We start from the raw sequence: 15,886 nt of genomic DNA on the forward strand, positions 1-15,886 counted from the left end.
GAAGGCAGCGGCCATGAACTTCCGCAACATATCGGCCTGGGCGATCCGCAATCCGGTGCCGCCGATCGTGCTGTTCGTGGCGCTGACCCTGGCCGGCATCGTCGCGTTCATGGGCATGGACGTGAACAACAATCCGGACGTCAGCTTCCCGGCGGCGCAGGTGATCGTCACCCAGCCCGGCGCCGCGCCGACCGAGCTGGAGACGCAGGTGACGCAGCGCGTCGAGGCGGCGGTGCGCGGCATCAACGGCGTGGACGAGCTCTCCTCCTTCGTCAGCGAGGGATCGTCGACCACCACCGTGCAATTCTCGATCGGCACGCCGGTCGATCGCGCCGTGACCGACGTGCGCGAGGCCGTCGCCCGCATCCGCAGCGATCTGCCCGAAGGCATACTCGAGCCGCAGATCGTGCGCGTCGATATCGACGGCGGGCCGATCGCCTATTTCTCGGTCGAGGCGGTCGACATGTCGCTGGAGCAGCTGAGCTGGTTCGTCGACAACACGATCGCCAAGCGGCTGCTGGCCGTGCCCGGCATGGCGCAGGTGAAGCGCGGCGGCGGCGTGACGCGCGAGATCCGCGTCATCCTCGATCCCGCCCGCATGCAGGCGCAGGGCATCACCGCCAGCCAGGTGAACGCGCAGCTGCGGCAGACGAACGTGAACGCCGCCGGCGGCCGGGCGGAGATCGCCGGTTCCGAGCAGTCCGTCCGCGTGCTGGGCAACGCGCAGGATGCCTATGCGCTAGGGCAGAAGCTCATCTCGGTCGGCAACGGCCGCACGGTGAAGCTGTCCGACATCGCCGAGGTGCGCGATCTCTACGCCGAGCAGCGCAGCCTCTCGAAGATGAACGGGCGGCAGGTGCTGAGCTTCAGCCTGGTCAAGGCCAAGGGCTATTCGGACCTGACCGTCTACGAAGAGGGCATGAAGGCGCTCGACAAGATCAAGCAGCAGAACCCGAAGATCCACTTCACCCAGCTCTACACCAGCGTCGACTACACCCGCAGCCAGTACCATTCGGCGATCGACGCGATGATCGAGGGCGCCGTGCTGGCGGTGCTCGTGGTGTTCCTGTTCCTGCGGGACTGGCGGGCGACCCTGATCTCGGCACTCGCCATCCCGCTGTCGGCGATCCCCGCCTTCTGGGCGATGGATCTCATGGGATTTACGCTGAACGGGCTCAGCCTGCTCGCCCTCAGCCTAGTGGCGGGCGTGCTGGTGGACGACGCCATCGTGGAGATCGAGAATATCGTCCGCCACATGCGCATGGGCAAGACGGCGTACCAGGCGTCGATCGACGCCGCCGACGAGATCGGCCTGGCGGTGCTGGCGACGACGATGGCGATCGTCGCGGTGTTCCTGCCGGTCGGCCTCATGCCCGGCATATCCGGCCAGTTCTTCAAGAATTTCGGCCTCACGATCGTGGCGGCGGTGCTGCTGAGCCTGGCCGTCGCGCGCCTCATCACGCCGATGGTCGCCGCTTATTTCCTGAAGGCGCACGGCCATGCGCCGCACGGCGAGAACTGGCTGATGCGCCGCTACATGGCGCTGCTCTCCGTCTCGCTACGGTATCGCTGGTGGACGCTGGCGGCAGGCGGCCTCGCCTTCCTGCTGACGATCGCCGCCTTCGCCACGCTGCCGTTCAACTTCCAGCCGACGATCAACACCGATTACAGCCAGGTGAAGATCCAGATGGTGCCGGGCTCCACCCTGAACCAGACGACGTACGTGGCCGACGAGGCGACCGCCGTGCTGAAGTCGGCGCCCGAGGTGACGGCCGCCTTCTCCGATATCGAGGTGGGTTCGGGCGAGATCTACGTGACCCTGGATCACAAGCGGAAGCGCACCAGCATCGAGGTGGAGCGGGCGCTGGCGCCCAAGCTGGCCGCCATCCCCGATGCGCGCGTGACGTTCCAGTCGCAGAGCGGGGGCCTTGGCCGCGACATCACGATCATGCTGGCCGGCGACGATCCGGATCAGCTGAACGCCACCGCCCTGAAGGTGGTGGACGGCATGCGCGGCATCCCCGAACTGCGCAGCCCGCGCGTGGACGGCGATCTCCAGCGGCCGGAAATCGTGATTCGCCCGCGCTTCGATCTGGCGGCCGACATGGGCGTCACCACCTCGGCCCTCAGCCAGACGATCCGCATCGCGACCCTGGGCGACATCGACCAGAACGTCGCCAAATTCTCGCTGGCCGATCGCCAGATCCCGATCCGCGTCGCGATCAACGAGAATGCGCGGCGCAACCTCTCCACGGTCGAGAATCTGCCGGTGCCGACGGCGATGGGCGGATCGGTGCCGCTGAAGGTGGTGGCCGATATCGGCTTCGGCGCCGGCCCCTCGCAGCTGCGCCGCTACAACCAGACGCGGCGCATCGTCATCGGCGCGGATCTGGCGCCCGGCGCGGAGGCGGGCGTCGCCAACCCGAAGATCGAGGCGCTGCCGGCGATGAAGAACCTGCCGGCCGGAGTGGAGCGGGTGAAGTTCGGCGACAGCAAGTGGCAGGCGGAGCTCGTCAAGAACTTCATCGTCGCGGTCGTCTCCGGCACCCTGCTGGTGTTCGCGGTGCTGGTGCTGCTCTACAAGCGGGTGATGCCGCCCTTCGTCAACATGGGCTCGCTGCTGCTGGCACCGCTGGGCGGCGCGGTGGCGCTGCACCTCACCGGGCAGGCCGTGTCGATGCCGGTGATGATCGGTTTGCTGATGCTGCTGGGCATCGTCGCCAAGAACTCGATCCTGCTCGTGGATTTCGCGCTGGAGGAGATGGGCAAGGGCGTGCCACGCGAACAGGCGATCCTGGATGCCGGCCACAAGCGCGCCCAGCCGATCGTGATGACGACGGTGGCGATGGTCGCCGGCATGGTGCCGATCGCGCTCAGCCTGTCCGGCGACGGCAGCTGGCGGGCGCCGATGGGCATCACCGTGATCGGCGGCCTGCTGCTCTCCACGATCCTGACCCTGGTGATCGTGCCCGCCACGTTCAGCCTGGCGGTGGGGCTGGAGGAGTGGCTCGGCCCGCGCCTCGGCCGGCGCCTGACCAACAACGAGCCGCGCGAGCCCGCGCCCGCGCCGATGCCGGCCGAGTAGCGATTGAACCATCTGTCGGCATGGTCATTCTAGCGGCGTGACGATCCTGCCCGAGCGCCTTCGATGAACATCCTGCGCGCCAGCGGCCTGGATCGCTTCAACCCCGCGCAGGGTGGCGTGCAGGGCATGCGGGTGGTGGCGACCGGCCTGCTGGTGGCGATGGCCGGGCTCTACCTGCTCGCCCGCGCGCTGATCGGCGCGCATCCCGCCTGGGGCTTCGTGCGCGCCTTTGCCGAGGCGGCGATGGTGGGCGGGCTGGCGGACTGGTTCGCGGTGACGGCCCTGTTCCGTCATCCACTGGGCCTGCCAATCCCGCACACCGCCATCATCCCGCGCAACAAGGATCGCATCGGCGACAATCTCGCCACCTTCCTGCGCGAGAACTTCCTCACCGCCTCCATCGTCGCGCGGCGGATGCGAAGGCTGGACCTCGCCACCGCCGCCGGCCGCTTCCTCGCCCAGCCGCCGGAGAGCCAGGGGCGGCTGCGGGAGGGCGCCTCGCGCCTCGTCGCGAACGTGCTGGAGGCGCTCGATCAGGAGCGGCTCGGCGGCATGGTGAAGGGGGCGATCGCCACGCGGCTGCGGGCGCTGGACGTCTCGCCGATGATCGGCCAGGCGCTGGGCGCGGCAATGGCCGAGGACCGGCACGTGCCGCTGCTCGATTCGGTGATCGTCTGGGTGGGGCGCACCCTGGACGCGAACGAGGGCCTCGTCCGCGCGATGGTGAGCAAGCGCGCCGGCGCGATCATGCGCTGGACCGGGCTGGACGAGAAGCTCGCCAACTCGATCGTCGATGGCTTGCGCCGGCTGGTCGACGAGATCGTCGCCGATCCGGCCCACCCCCTGCGCGCCAAGGCGGAGGAGGCGCTGGCCCGGCTGGCCGACGATCTGCAGCACGATCCGGAGATGCAGGCCAAGGTCGCCCGGCTGCGGGACGAGATCCTCGCCAACCCGGCGATCACGCGGTGGATCGACGGCCTGTGGGAGAGTGCGCGCGCCGGGCTGCTGCGCGCGGCGCGCGACCCGCAGGCGACGATGGCGGGCAAGTTCGGCGAGGCGCTGCGCCAGCTTGGCGACACGCTGCAGCAGGATGCGCGGCTGCGTCACACGATCAACCAGTTCGCGCGCCGCGCGATGGTGGGCACGGTGGCGAGCTACGGCGACGCGATCGTGCGGCTGGTATCGGATACGATCCGCGGCTGGGATGCGCGCACCATCACTGGCCGGCTGGAGTCGGCGGTAGGGCGCGACCTGCAATATATCCGGATCAACGGCACGATCGTCGGCGGGCTGGTGGGCCTGGCGCTCCACGCGATCGACCTGCTGCTCTGATCGACGGCGGATGGGACTTTCGCGGCCGTAGGGGGTTTTCTCCGCGACGGGCGTGATCGCCCGCCCCGCAGGAGTAGAAGATATGAAGCTCATCATCGCAACCGCCGCGCTGGGCGCGCTGGCCTTCGGCAGCATCGCCGCCTCGGCGGAAGGCCCGGTCAATCTGCGCCAGGTGAACCAGGAGCGGCGGATCGACGCCGGCAAGCGATCCGGCAAGCTCACCCGCTCCGAAGCGGCGCGGCTGAAAGCGCAGCAGGCCGCGATCAAGCGCGAGGAGGATCGGATGCGTGCGCGCAACCACGGCAAGCTCACCGCCCGCGACAAGCGCATCCTGCACGCGCGGCAGGATCAGGCGAACCGCGCCATCCTGCACCAGAAGCATGACGCCCAGCGCGGCAAGAACCACCTGAAGCTCTAAGCCGCCGGTGCGCCGCCGCCCCGAGCGGGCGGCGGCGACACGCCTCAGTCGGACGCGCGCTCGATATCGGCGCCCACGCCGGAGAGCTTCTCCTCCAGCCGCTCGTAGCCGCGATCGAGATGGTAGACGCGATGGACCTGCGTCTCGCCCTCCGCCGCCAGCCCCGCCAGCACGAGGCTCATCGAGGCGCGCAGGTCGGTCGCCATCACCTCGGCGCCGATCAGCCCCTCCACGCCGCGCACCACGGCCGTGCGTCCGCGCACCTGCACGTCCGCCCCCATGCGGGCGAGTTCCGGCACGTGCATGTAGCGATTCTCGAAGATCGTCTCGGTGAACACGCTCGCGCCGTCGGCCAGCGCGACCATCGCCATGAACTGCGCCTGCATGTCGGTGGGAAAGGCGGGGAACGGCGCGGTCGCTATCGTCAGCGGTTTCAGCCGACCGTCCACGCCAACCCGTATCCCGTCCTCGCCGATCGTCACCGATGCGCCGGCCTCCTCGAGCCCGGCGAGGATCGCGGTCATGTCCTCGGCGCGGGCGCCTGCCAGCTCGATCTCGCCGCCGGTGATCGCGGCGGCGCAGGCGTAGCTGCCGGCCTCTATCCGATCGGGCATCACGTTATAGTCGGCGCCGTGCAGGCGATCGGCGCCGTGGACGACGAGCCGCTCCGTGCCGATCCCCTCGATCCCCGCGCCCATAGCGACCAGGCATCGCGCGAGATCGGTGATCTCCGGCTCGCGGGCGGCATTGTCGATGATGGTCTCGCCCTTGGCCAGCACGGCGGCCATCAGGGCGTTCTCGGTGGCGCCCACCGACACGACGGGAAAGACGATGCGTCCGCCCCGCAGGCCGCCATCGGGCGCGATCGCGCGGACGTAGCCGGCGGCGAACTCTATCTCCGCGCCAAGCGCTTCCAGCGCCTTCAGGTGGAGGTCGATCGGGCGGTTGCCGATCGCGCAGCCGCCCGGCAGCGACACCGTCGCCTCACCCGCGCGTGCCAGCAGCGGGCCGAGCACCAGGATGGAGGCGCGCATCTTCCGCACGATATCGTAGGGTGCGACGGTGGCGGCGATCCGCTCCGCATTGAGCGTCATCTGGCGGGCGTAATCCTCGCCCGGCGCGCGCTTCACGGTGGTGGAGACGCCGAGTTCGTTCAGCAGGTGGCCGAAGCTGTCGACATCGGCCAGCCGCGGCAGGTTGCCGAGAGTGAGCGGCCCGTCCGTCAGCAGCGCGCAGGGCAGCAGGGTGAGCGCCGCATTCTTGGCGCCGGAGACAGGCAGACGGCCCGAAAGGCGCTTGCCGCCCCTGATGATGATCTTGTCCATCGGGCGCTTCTATCGGCTCCGCCCGGCCTTGCAAGGCGACGTAGGGTAAGGAGAGCCCTGGGCGAGAGCAGTCAGGCCTTCTCCAGCGTGCATTGCAGCGGATGCTGGTTCTGGCGGGCGAAATCGATCACCTGCCCCACCTTCGTCTCGGCCACCTCGTAGCTGAACACGCCGCACACGCCGACGCCCTTCTGGTGGACGTGCAGCATAACCCGCGTCGCATCCTCGATGCTCATGCGGAAAAAGCGCTGGAGGCAGAGGACGACGAACTCCATCGGCGTATAGTCGTCGTTCAGCATCAGCACCTTGTAGGGCTGCGGCTTCTTCGTGCGCGTGCGCGTGCGCGTGGCGACGCCGAGGCCGGACTGGCCATCGTCGGCATCCTTGCGTCCCGCCATCGCGTGAATCATCGGGGTGGCCGCGGCCATTATATCGCTCGTCTCCAAGGGTTCGTGCGAGGATATGGCAATGCGTGGCGCGAGGGCAAGGTCCGAGACACCGGACGAGCTTGCGGGAACGTACGAACGGCCGCTTCCCGCGAGGGAAGCGGCCGTCGATCGCGATGCGCCGGCGCGGCCGGCGCGTGCGGGATCAGAGCGCGGCGGCCTTCAGCTTCTCGGCGGCAACGGCGTAGCGGTTCGAGATCGGCTGCACCATCTCGCCGGCCAGCTTCACCCAGGCCTCGCTCAGCTTCGACGCCTCGGCGACGGCGCTGTCGAACGAGGACTTGGCGAACTCGCTCTGCAGCTGGAACAGCTCGGTCGGGCTCTTGGCGGAAGCCAGGCTCTTGAACATGGCGGTCGCGCTCTCGAAGCTCTTCTTGCCATATTCGGCGGCTTCCTGCGCCATCGTCTCGGCGCCCTTGGCGGCGACCTTGCCGGACGCGACGAGCGCCTCGACATTGCCCTTGGTCAGCTCGGTCATCTCTTCGCCGAGCTTGGCGCTCTTCTCCATCGCGGTCTTGGCGCGATCGTTGAGGCCGCCGAACACGGCCTTCATCTTCTCGGTGGCGACGGCGGGAGCGGCGGTGGCGGAATCGAACGTGGTAGCCATATCGAACAGTCCTTTGGTCATGGCCGGCGCGAACATGAACGCTGCGACGGATGGGGTTTGCGGGCGAACAATCGGTTCGGGCTTGCCGGATTCGGTCGCGACCGGATCCGCTTCGGGGGCGGCAACGGGTGTCGGAGCCGCTGTCGTCTCAGCAGCGGCAGGTGCCGGCACTGGCGATGGTTCGGCGTCCGGAAGCGGCGCCGGTTCGTCCGCCGGCGCGACTGGCGCGACTGCGGACGCGATCTTTTCCTCAAGCGTCGGCTCCGGCGCGGCTGCGACCTCGATCGCGCTCATCGCCGGCTCGGCCTTGGCAGGCGCCGCAGCGAGCGGCGGTGCCTGGGGAATGGTTGCAGCCGGGAGCGGGCTGTTCGTCGGCGCAGGCTCATGGCTCATCGACACGACGGGCACGGGCTCGGGTGCAGGGACCACTGGAGCAGCAGCGGACTTAGCCGGTTGCGCGACAGCCTTGACGATGGACTTGGCGGCAGGCCGTACAGGCGGCTTGCGGCCACCCTTCCCGCCATGATCACTAGCCTCGCTCATCCCTCGCCTCCGCGTCATGTTGCGTTGCACAATATGCAAGTCACCACCTTATTGCAAGGTGATGTTGCACCGCAGCATGACAGTTAGGCTCGGTTCATCGCCACGTCAGCACGGCTCACCGCATGCGAACATATCGTCCAGGCGCATCCTCGATCGCGGGAAGCTTGCCGGCTCCCGGAATGCGCGCACCCGCGGCATCCACGTGGCCCGATCCAAGTCGATCGATCCACGCGATCCAGTCCGGCCACCAGCTGCCCTTGGTCTCGGTGGCGCCGGCGATGAACTCGTCCAGCGATCCGACCTTCGCCTCATTGATCCAATATTGGTACTTCTTGCTGATGGGCGGGTTCACCACGCCGGCGATATGGCCGGATCCGGCGAGGAGGAAGCGCAGCGGTCCGCGGAAATGGTCGGTGATCTTCCACACGCTCTCCGCCGGCGCGATATGGTCCTCGCGCCCGGCCTGGATATAAGATGGCGTCTCCACCTTCGTCAGGTCGATCGGCGTGCCGTCCAGCGTGATCGCGCCCGGCTCCACCAGCTTGTTGTCGCGATAGAGGTCGGCCAGATAGGCCTGATGCCATTTCAGCGGCAGGTTGGTGGTATCGCTGTTCCAGTGCAGCAGATCGAACGGCGGATAATCCTCGCCCATCAGGTAATTGTTGACGACGTAGCTCCAGATCAGGTCGCGCCCGCGCAGCAGGTTGAACGTCACGGCCATGTAGCGGCCGTCGAGATAGCCGGCGTCGCCGGCGATCGCCTCGATCATCTTCATCTGCTCGTCGTCGATGAAGACCTTCAGGTCGCCGGATCGGCTGAAATCCACCTGGGCGGTGAAGAAGGTGGCGCTCGCCACCTTGCCCGCCTCGCCGCGCGCTGCCAGCCATGCGAGCAGCGCGGCCAGGTTGGTGCCGGCCACGCAGTAGCCGATCGTATGCACGGCCTCCACGCCAAGCAGGTCGCGCACGGTCTCGATCGCGTCCAGCTGGCCGCGCAGGACGTAATCCTCCATCGTCACGCCGATCAGGCTGGCGTCGGCCGACTTCCAGGAGACGACGAACACGGTCAGCCCCTGCTCCACCGCCCAGCGGATGAAGCTCTTCTGCGGGTTGAGATCGAGGATGTAGAAGCGGTTGATCCACGGCGGGAAGATGACGAGCGGCGTCTCGTACACCGTCTCCGTCGTCGGGGAATATTGGATCAGCTGGTAGAGCGGCGTCTCCTTGACGACCTTGCCGGGCGTCGCGGCCACGTTGCGGCCCACCTCGAACGCGTTCGGATCGGTGTGGGTCAGCTGCCCCTTCTTCAGGTCGGTCAGCATATATTCCAGGCCCTTCAGCAGGTTCGCGCCCTTTGTCGCGAACGTCCGCTCCAGCACCTGCGGGTTGGTAAGGAAGAAGTTGGAGGGGCTCATGGCGTCGGTGAAGGAGCGGGTGGCGAAGCGCAGCTGCTCGCGCTGCCGCTCGTCCACGCCGTCGAGCGCCTCGACGCTCTTCAGCATATGGTCGGCGATCATCAGGTAGCTCTGCCGGATCATGTCGAACACCGGCGAATCCCGCCAGTGCGGCGAGGAGAATCGGCGATCGGCATCCGCCGCAGCCGCCAGCGGGTGCGGATCGCCGCCGGGTTGCAGGAAGCGCTGCCACAGATCGGCGCTGCGCTGCCAGAAATCGGCCTGCATGTGCGCCACGCCCGCCGCATCGACGAGCGCGGGCAGCGCCGGCGCAGCCCCGCCCGAGGCGCCCTCCGCCTCCGCCTTCATCGTCGCCTCGCTCAGCGCCTCCAGCATCATCTGCTGGGCGCGCCCGATCATGCCGGTCCAATATTGGAGATCGTTCAGCGACGGCATCGGCGCCGCCTCCCGTTCGGTGGTTCCGGCATCGTCCGCCATCTCGCCTCTCCTCTCCGCGCCCTTGGCCGCTGACAAAGCCATCCTTCCGGGCCTATAGCGGCATCGGCCGCGATCATGGGCGATCCCCGCCGCGCCGCCAAGAAAAACCGCTGAGGCACGATCATGTCCGAGGATTTCTACCGCATCAAACGCCTGCCGCCCTATGTCATCGCCGAAGTGAACGCGATGCGGGCAGCAGCGCGCGCGCGCGGCGAGGACATCATCGATCTCGGCATGGGCAACCCCGATCTGCCGCCGCCGCAGCACGTGATCGACAAATTGTGCGAGGTCGCGCGCAAGCCCGATGCGCACGGCTATTCGGCGTCGAAGGGCATCCCCGGGCTGCGCCGCGCGCAGGCGAACTATTACGGCACCCGCTTCGGCGTCGATCTCGATCCGGACAGCGAGGTGGTGGTGACGCTCGGCTCCAAGGAGGGGCTGGCGAACCTCGCCCAGGCGATCACCGCACCGGGCGACGTCGTCCTGGCGCCGAATCCGTCCTACCCGATCCACACGTTCGGCTTCATCATCGCCGGCGCCACGATCCGCTCTGTGCCGACCACGCCGGACGAGCATTACTGGGAGTCGCTCGATCGCGCGGTGAAGTTCACCGTGCCCAAACCGTCTGTGCTGGTGGTCGGCTATCCGTCCAATCCCACCGCCGAGGTGGTCGATCTCGCCTTCTACGAGCGGCTGGTGGCCTGGGCGAAGGAGAACAGGATCTGGGTGCTCTCGGACCTCGCCTACTCCGAGCTCTACTATGACGATTGCCCGACGCCCTCGATCCTGCAGGTGCCCGGCGCCAAGGACGTGGCGGTTGAGTTCACCAGCGTCTCCAAGACGTACAGCATGGCCGGCTGGCGGATCGGCTTCGCGGTCGGCAACAAGACGCTGATCGCGGCGCTCACCCGCGTGAAGAGCTATCTCGATTACGGCGCCTTCACGCCGATCCAGGCGGCCGCCGTCGCCGCGATCAACGGGCCGCAGGATATCGTCGAGAAGAACCGGCAGCTCTACAAGCGCCGTCGCGACGTGATGGTGGAGAGCTTCGGCCGCGCCGGCTGGGATATTCCGGTGCCGCGCGCATCCATGTTCGCGTGGGCGCCGCTGCCGCCGGCGCTCGCGCATCTCGGCAGTCTGGAGTTTTCCAAGCAGCTGCTCACCCATGCCGGCGTCGCGGTGGCGGCGGGCGTCGGCTATGGCGAGGAGGGCGAAGGCCATGTCCGCATCGCCATGGTGGAGAACGAGCAGCGCATCCGCCAGGCCGCGCGCAACGTGAAGCGCTATCTGCAGAGCATGGGCGTCAACACGCCGGCGCAGGGTGCGGCGTGAGGGCGGGCGCCTGATCCCGCGGCGTCGCGAGGCATCGCGACGCCGCTTGACGCGCCCCAGCCATCGCCGCACCGTCCGGCGATGGCAGGTCCCGTCGCCCAGATCTCGGATATCGCCCACACCATCCAGCTGGCGGTGGCGCCGGTGTTCATGCTGGCAGGCATCGGCAGCTTCCTCAACGTGCTGACCGGCCGGCTGGGCCGCGTGGTGGATCGCGCCCGCTTCCTCGCCGACCAGCACCGCCAAGACGTCGGCGACCGGATCGAGCGGGTGCGCGAGCTGCGCGTGCTCGATCGCCGCATCCGGCTCGCCAGCATCGCCATCTGGCTGTGCACGGCCAGCGCGCTGATGATCTGCTTCGTGGTGGCCGGCCTGTTCGTGGCGGACCTCGCCCGGCTGGGCTTCGCGCGCACGATGGCGGTTGGCTTCGTGCTGGCAATGCTGCTGCTGGTCGCCGGCCTGCTCGTCTTCCTCGTCGAGGTGCGTGTCGCCTATCGCGCGATCCGCATCAGCGACGATCTGCTGGAGCGCAAGCTGCGACGCTAGCTGTCGGCGGAAACGCGGAACCTGCCTCCCGACGCATGGTTATCCGCTCGACCAGCAACGGAGACGACAGATGGCCACCGACGCAGAAATCGAAGACAGCTTCTGGAGCGCGCTGAAGACGAGCCCGTTCATCATGCTCGGTCTGGACGGCGCCCGCGACGGCCACACCCAGCCGATGACCGCGATTACCGAGCAGGACGGCAGCGGACCGCTGTGGTTCTTCACCAGCAAAGACAATGGTATCGTGTCCGCGCTTGGTCAGGCCCATCGCGCGATCGCGACCTATACCTCCAAGGGGCACGATCTGTTCGCGACGATCCACGGCGAACTCTCCGTGCAGACCGACAAGGCGACGATCGATCGCTTGTGGAACCCGCATGTCGCGGCCTGGTTCGAGGGCGGCAAGGACGATCCGAAGATCGCGCTGCTGCGGCTGGATACGGAGACCGCGCAGATCTGGCTCAGCGGCTCCAGCATGGTCGCCGCCGTGAAGCGCCTGTTCGGGCGGGATCCGAAGAAGGACTATGAGGGCAAGGTCGCCGAAGTGACCTTGTGACTGGCATCCTCTGACCAGTAGTGGAGGCGCCACGACGGCGCCTCCACTTCAACCCCAAGAATCGGCCGAGGGCCGCATCGTCGCGCCCTCGAAGATGAACCCCGGTTCTCTGTCGCGTGCCAGCAGCAGCGGTCCGTCGAGATCGACCCACCGCGCCGACTGTGCCAGCAGAAAAGCCGGCGCGACGCCGAGCGATGTCGACAGCATGCAGCCGACCATCGTCTCCAGGCCTGAGGCGGCGGCCTCCTCCGCCAAGACGAGCGCCTCGCTAAGCCCGCCGCTCTTGTCCAGCTTGATGTTGATCGCGCCGTAGCGCCCGATGCAACGGGCCAGATCGCCGCGATCCTGACAGCTTTCGTCCGCGCACAGCATGATCGGCGAGTTCAGGCCGTCGAGCAGATGATCCTCGCCCGCCCGTACCGGCTGCTCGATAAGTTCGACGCCGAACGGCACCAGCGCGGCGATCTCCGCCGGCAGGTCTCGGTTGGTCCACGCTTCGTTGGCGTCGACGATCAGGCGTGCGTCCGGCGCCCCTCGCCGTACCGCCGCCACCCGCTCGGCACCCCCCTCCCCGGCGAGCTTCAGCTTCAGGAGCGGATAGCGACTCGACGCCGCACGCGCCGCCGCCTCCATGGCCGCCGGTTCCGCGACCGAGAGGGTGAAGGCGGTGGTGAGCGGGCACGGCTCGGGCAGCCCGGCACTCCGCCACACGGGCACGCCTTCGATGTGCGCGGAAAGGCTCCACAGCGCCGCGTCCACCGCGTTGCGCGCGGCACCGCGCGGCAGCAATCCGGCGAGCGCGCTTCGATCGCCGCCCGCCGCGATCGACTGCGCCACCGACCGCGCTTGCTCAGCCACCGACTCGGCCGTCTCGCCATGATAATAGATCGCGGTCGCCTCGCCGCGACCGACATGTGCGCCGTCGGTCAGCGTCACCACCACCACGTCGACGAACGTCTTCGCGCCGCGCGCGATCGTGAAGGCACCGGCCACCGGCCACCGCTCGATGGCCACCGTCATCTCCCGGTGCAACGCTCAGGTCACCGGCACGTCGTCAGGCCGGGCGATGCGCGGGATCGGGCGGGCGCCGCGCTGCGGCCAGAAGCGTTGCGGCAGGATGCGTGCCGTCTTGTCGAACGCAGCCTTCACGTCGCCGCGCTGGAGCAGCGTCACCCACAATGCCCGCAGGCGCGAGCGGGCAGGCGCCCAGAGCGCCCCTTCCGGCTGAAACTGATCGGCCAGCACCCCCGCCCCCTCGGGCGTGGCAAGCGTCGCGATCGCCAGTGCCGCCGCCTCGTCGCTGCGTCGCAGGCAGAGCAGGGCTTCCACCGTCGCGGCCTCGTTGCGCGTCGCATCCGCCTTCAGGGCGTCGCCCAGCCGATTGGCCTCGTCCCGCCGGCCGAGCGCGGCCAGTGCGCAAACCTCGGTCCGCCTCAGCCAGCCCGCACCCCACGCGCTCAAAACCGGCCCGCCCTTCGCCAGCGCCGTGCGGGCGACCGCGAGGGCGTCCTCCTCCCGGCCATTCTCGTCGAGCAGTTCGGCCAGGCTCACCAGCCCGCTAGCGGCACTCTGGCTCTTGCCGAGATCGAGCGTGGCGAACGGCCGCAGCCGTGCGAGCGCCTCGTCCGTCCGCCCCTGCGCGGCGAGCGCCTGCGCATCATAGCGGACGGTGGTGACGTCGGCGTCGTCCATCGCCTCGGCGATCCTCGCCGGCGCCGCCGTTTCGCTGGCCTCGGCATAGCGGCCCAGCAGCAGAAAGGAGCGCGTCGCATCGCGCCGGCTCTCGGGATCGTCGGGCCGGCTGGCGAATGCGTCGAGCCTCGCGGCAGCGAAACGGTCGACGGCGGTGCCGCCATGATCGCCCAGCCTCGTCTCGATCGCGGGCCAGAGCGGTTGATAGTGGCGCTCCATCGCCATGCCCACCAGCAGTTCCGGCGCCCCGACACGCGGCAGCAGGGTGAGCGCCTCGTCGCTGCGACCAGCGCCGATCAGCGCGTCGATCGCACCCTGCGCCAGGCCGTCACGCATCTCCGGCCGGTCCTGAGGCTGCCAGTCCGCGCGGGCCAGCGCGATGAACACGCGATCGCGCACCGCATAGGATCGGCTCTCGGTCAGCGCCTGGGTGATGCCGCGCGCCACGGTCCCGGTCAGCCGGCTCAGCGCGGTCGGGTCCTCCTCCGCCAGGCTGGCGAGGCGATTGCCGGCCTCGACGAAATCGCCCGACGAGAGCGCCACCACCACACCCACGCTGCGGATCAGGCCGCTACGCGGATCGCTGGCGGAGATCTCGCGATAGACAGCCGTCGCCTCCTCGGTCCGCCCCGCCGCCACCAGGCAAGGCAGCCGCAGCAGCTGCGCCGCATTGCGGTTGCGACCGCTGACCCGCGGCAGAACGGGATCGATCATCCCGAGGACTTTCGGGCAGTCCTGCGCCTGCGCTGCCGTCAGTGCAGGCGCCATCAACGCGCGGAAGTCGGCGTCGCTCAGTGGCGAGAGCGGCGCGGGCTGGCGGCCGATCGCCGCCACGCCGGGCGACGCGAGCAGGAGCAGCGCGCCCGACAGCAGGCCAGCGCTACGCCGCAGCGGCGTCATGCCGTGCGATCCACTCCTCAACCACCGGCGCGATCGTCTCGCGCCACCGCCGGCCGTTGAAGATGCCGTAATGGCCGACCGACTCGGCGAGATAATATTTCTTCAGCGGATCCGGCAGCCCGCTAGAGATCGTCAGTGCCGCCTTGGTCTGGCCGATGCCGGAAATGTCGTCCCGCTCGCCCTCGATGGCCAAAATGGCGATGTCGCGGATCGCCGCCGGATCCACCCGCTCGCCGCGATGGACCAGTTCGCCCTTGGGCAGAAGGTGCTGCTGGAAGACGGCATCGATCGTCTCGAGATAGAATTCCGCCGCCATGTCGCACACGGCGCGATACTCGTCGTAGAATGCCTTGGTCTGGTCGGCACTCTCACCGTCGCCGGAAACCAGATGCTTGAACATGCCCCAGTGGCTGTTCAGATGGTTGCCGAGGTTCATCGTCATGAAGCCGCCCAGCTGCAGGAAGCCGGGATAGACCCGCCGTCCCGCGCCCGGATAGTAGAAGGGCACTTCCGCGATCACGTTCTGCTCGAACCAGGCGTGCGGGCGCTGGGTGGCGACCGTGTTCACCTCGGTCGGCGCCTCGCGCGTGTCGATCGGCCCACCCATCATCGTCAGCGTCGCCGGCCGCGCCGGATCATTCCGGGCGGACATGATCGCCGCCGCCGCATAGGCCGGAACCGAGGGCTGGCACACGGCCAGCACATGCGTGCGCGGCCCTATGTGGCGCAGAAAGTCGATCACATAATCGATGTAGGTGTCCAGGTCGAAGCGGCCCGCATCGGTTGGCACCATCTTCGCATCGCGCCAGTCGGTGATGTACACGTCGTTGCCCGGCAGCATCCGCTCCACCGTGCCGCGCAGCAGCGTCGCATAATGGCCGGACATGGGCGCCACGATCAGCAGCTTCGGCCCGCCATCCACACCCTCGCGCACGAAGCGCTTTAGCTGGCCAAACGGCTTGCGCAGCACCACTTCCTCGTGAACCGCAACGCTGCGGCCATCGACGATCGTCTCGGTGAAACCGAATGCGGGCTTCCCGCGGGAGGCCGACGCATGAGCGAACACGTCAAGCCCGGACGCCAGCATCGGCGCGGCGGCGCCATAGGATAGCGGGTTGACCGGGTTCTGCATCCATCTTGCGCCCATGTCGGCGAAGGCGCTCGCTCCGGCCAGGAACGACCTCTGTAACTCATACGCGTTATAGATCATCTG

General features: G+C 68.4%; 13 protein-coding genes. 6 read left to right on the plus strand and 7 right to left on the minus strand.

All coding sequences use genetic code 11. The features are described from left to right. The first annotated feature begins 13 nt into the window (after positions 1–13). The 3 genes from GNT64_RS10025 (at position 14) to GNT64_RS10035 (ending at position 4,835) form a co-directional block, all read left to right on the plus strand. Positions 14–3,085 (plus strand): efflux RND transporter permease subunit, encoded by a 3,072-nt coding sequence (locus tag GNT64_RS10025; RefSeq protein ID WP_156679410.1) that lies wholly within the window; start codon positions 14–16, stop codon positions 3,083–3,085. Positions 3,086–3,211: 126 nt separating this feature from the next. Further along, positions 3,212–4,417, plus strand: a complete 1,206-nt coding sequence (locus GNT64_RS10030; protein ID WP_422396638.1) for a DUF445 domain-containing protein — start codon at positions 3,212–3,214, stop codon at positions 4,415–4,417. An 82-nt stretch (positions 4,418–4,499) separates the two neighbouring features. Next, positions 4,500–4,835, plus strand: a complete 336-nt coding sequence (locus GNT64_RS10035) for a hypothetical protein (RefSeq protein WP_156679412.1) — start codon at positions 4,500–4,502, stop codon at positions 4,833–4,835. Positions 4,836–4,879: 44 nt separating this feature from the next. Here the strand turns inward: GNT64_RS10035 and murA are convergent, their stop codons facing one another. The 4 genes from murA to GNT64_RS10055 all read right to left on the minus strand — a co-directional run bounded on the left by murA (position 4,880) and on the right by GNT64_RS10055 (position 9,605). Continuing rightward, entirely contained in the window at positions 4,880–6,160 is a 1,281-nt protein-coding gene (gene murA, locus GNT64_RS10040; protein WP_156679413.1) for a UDP-N-acetylglucosamine 1-carboxyvinyltransferase, read from the minus strand. Positions 6,161–6,231: 71 nt separating this feature from the next. Next, positions 6,232–6,558, minus strand: a complete 327-nt coding sequence (clpS, locus tag GNT64_RS10045) for an ATP-dependent Clp protease adapter ClpS (protein WP_156681531.1) — start codon at positions 6,556–6,558, stop codon at positions 6,232–6,234. A gap of 193 nt (positions 6,559–6,751) precedes the next feature. Continuing rightward, positions 6,752–7,756 (minus strand): phasin family protein, encoded by a 1,005-nt coding sequence (locus tag GNT64_RS10050; RefSeq protein WP_231639430.1) that lies wholly within the window; start codon positions 7,754–7,756, stop codon positions 6,752–6,754. 115 nt (positions 7,757–7,871) lie between these two features. Then, positions 7,872–9,605: a PHA/PHB synthase family protein gene (locus GNT64_RS10055; RefSeq protein WP_231639510.1), complete on the minus strand. Its 1,734-nt coding sequence runs from the start codon at positions 9,603–9,605 to the stop codon at positions 7,872–7,874. Between the two features lie 165 nt (positions 9,606–9,770). Between GNT64_RS10055 and GNT64_RS10060 the strand changes: the two genes are divergently transcribed. From GNT64_RS10060 to GNT64_RS10070, 3 genes are all read left to right on the plus strand, one after another. Continuing rightward, entirely contained in the window at positions 9,771–10,979 is a 1,209-nt protein-coding gene (locus tag GNT64_RS10060; RefSeq protein WP_156679414.1) for an LL-diaminopimelate aminotransferase, read from the plus strand. An 81-nt stretch (positions 10,980–11,060) separates the two neighbouring features. Beyond that, on the plus strand, positions 11,061–11,525 hold the full coding sequence (locus GNT64_RS10065; protein WP_156679415.1) for a DUF2721 domain-containing protein: 465 nt from the start codon (positions 11,061–11,063) through the stop codon (positions 11,523–11,525). A 70-nt stretch (positions 11,526–11,595) separates the two neighbouring features. Next, positions 11,596–12,081, plus strand: a complete 486-nt coding sequence (locus tag GNT64_RS10070; RefSeq protein ID WP_156679416.1) for a pyridoxamine 5'-phosphate oxidase family protein — start codon at positions 11,596–11,598, stop codon at positions 12,079–12,081. 48 nt (positions 12,082–12,129) lie between these two features. On the opposite strand, the gene dgcA is transcribed toward GNT64_RS10070, so the two are convergent. From dgcA to GNT64_RS10085, 3 genes are read right to left on the minus strand one after another with little or no spacing between them, the layout of a single operon-like run. Then, positions 12,130–13,101 (minus strand): N-acetyl-D-Glu racemase DgcA, encoded by a 972-nt coding sequence (dgcA, locus tag GNT64_RS10075; protein ID WP_231639432.1) that lies wholly within the window; start codon positions 13,099–13,101, stop codon positions 12,130–12,132. A 15-nt stretch (positions 13,102–13,116) separates the two neighbouring features. Further along, positions 13,117–14,673, minus strand: coding sequence for a hypothetical protein (locus GNT64_RS10080; protein ID WP_156679418.1), 1,557 nt, complete (start codon positions 14,671–14,673; stop codon positions 13,117–13,119). Further along, positions 14,654–15,883 carry a polyhydroxyalkanoate depolymerase gene (locus GNT64_RS10085; protein WP_156681534.1) on the minus strand — a complete coding sequence of 410 codons (1,230 nt, stop codon included), beginning with the start codon at positions 15,881–15,883 and terminating at the stop codon, positions 14,654–14,656. The genes GNT64_RS10080 and GNT64_RS10085 overlap by 20 nt, the downstream gene beginning before the upstream one ends. Positions 15,884–15,886 lie beyond the last annotated feature (3 nt).

This window comes from Sphingomonas profundi (assembly GCF_009739515.1).
Lineage (GTDB): Bacteria > Pseudomonadota > Alphaproteobacteria > Sphingomonadales > Sphingomonadaceae > Alterirhizorhabdus > Alterirhizorhabdus profundi.

Excerpts from the sequence above, each read along its gene's own strand:
- GNT64_RS10025 (WP_156679410.1), top strand. The coding sequence starts at position 14 with ATGAACTTCCGCAACATATCGGCCTGGGCGATCCGCAATCCGGTGCCG.
- GNT64_RS10030 (WP_422396638.1), top strand. The coding sequence starts at position 3,212 with ATGCGGGTGGTGGCGACCGGCCTGCTGGTGGCGATGGCCGGGCTCTAC.
- GNT64_RS10035 (WP_156679412.1), top strand. The coding sequence starts at position 4,500 with ATGAAGCTCATCATCGCAACCGCCGCGCTGGGCGCGCTGGCCTTCGGC.
- murA (WP_156679413.1), bottom strand. The coding sequence starts at position 6,160 with ATGGACAAGATCATCATCAGGGGCGGCAAGCGCCTTTCGGGCCGTCTG.
- clpS (WP_156681531.1), bottom strand. The coding sequence starts at position 6,558 with ATGGCGGGACGCAAGGATGCCGACGATGGCCAGTCCGGCCTCGGCGTC.
- GNT64_RS10050 (WP_231639430.1), bottom strand. The coding sequence starts at position 7,756 with ATGAGCGAGGCTAGTGATCATGGCGGGAAGGGTGGCCGCAAGCCGCCT.
- GNT64_RS10055 (WP_231639510.1), bottom strand. The coding sequence starts at position 9,605 with ATGCCGTCGCTGAACGATCTCCAATATTGGACCGGCATGATCGGGCGC.
- GNT64_RS10060 (WP_156679414.1), top strand. The coding sequence starts at position 9,771 with ATGTCCGAGGATTTCTACCGCATCAAACGCCTGCCGCCCTATGTCATC.
- GNT64_RS10065 (WP_156679415.1), top strand. The coding sequence starts at position 11,061 with ATGGCAGGTCCCGTCGCCCAGATCTCGGATATCGCCCACACCATCCAG.
- GNT64_RS10070 (WP_156679416.1), top strand. The coding sequence starts at position 11,596 with ATGGCCACCGACGCAGAAATCGAAGACAGCTTCTGGAGCGCGCTGAAG.
- dgcA (WP_231639432.1), bottom strand. The coding sequence starts at position 13,101 with ATGACGGTGGCCATCGAGCGGTGGCCGGTGGCCGGTGCCTTCACGATC.
- GNT64_RS10080 (WP_156679418.1), bottom strand. The coding sequence starts at position 14,673 with ATGACGCCGCTGCGGCGTAGCGCTGGCCTGCTGTCGGGCGCGCTGCTC.
- GNT64_RS10085 (WP_156681534.1), bottom strand. The coding sequence starts at position 15,883 with ATGATCTATAACGCGTATGAGTTACAGAGGTCGTTCCTGGCCGGAGCG.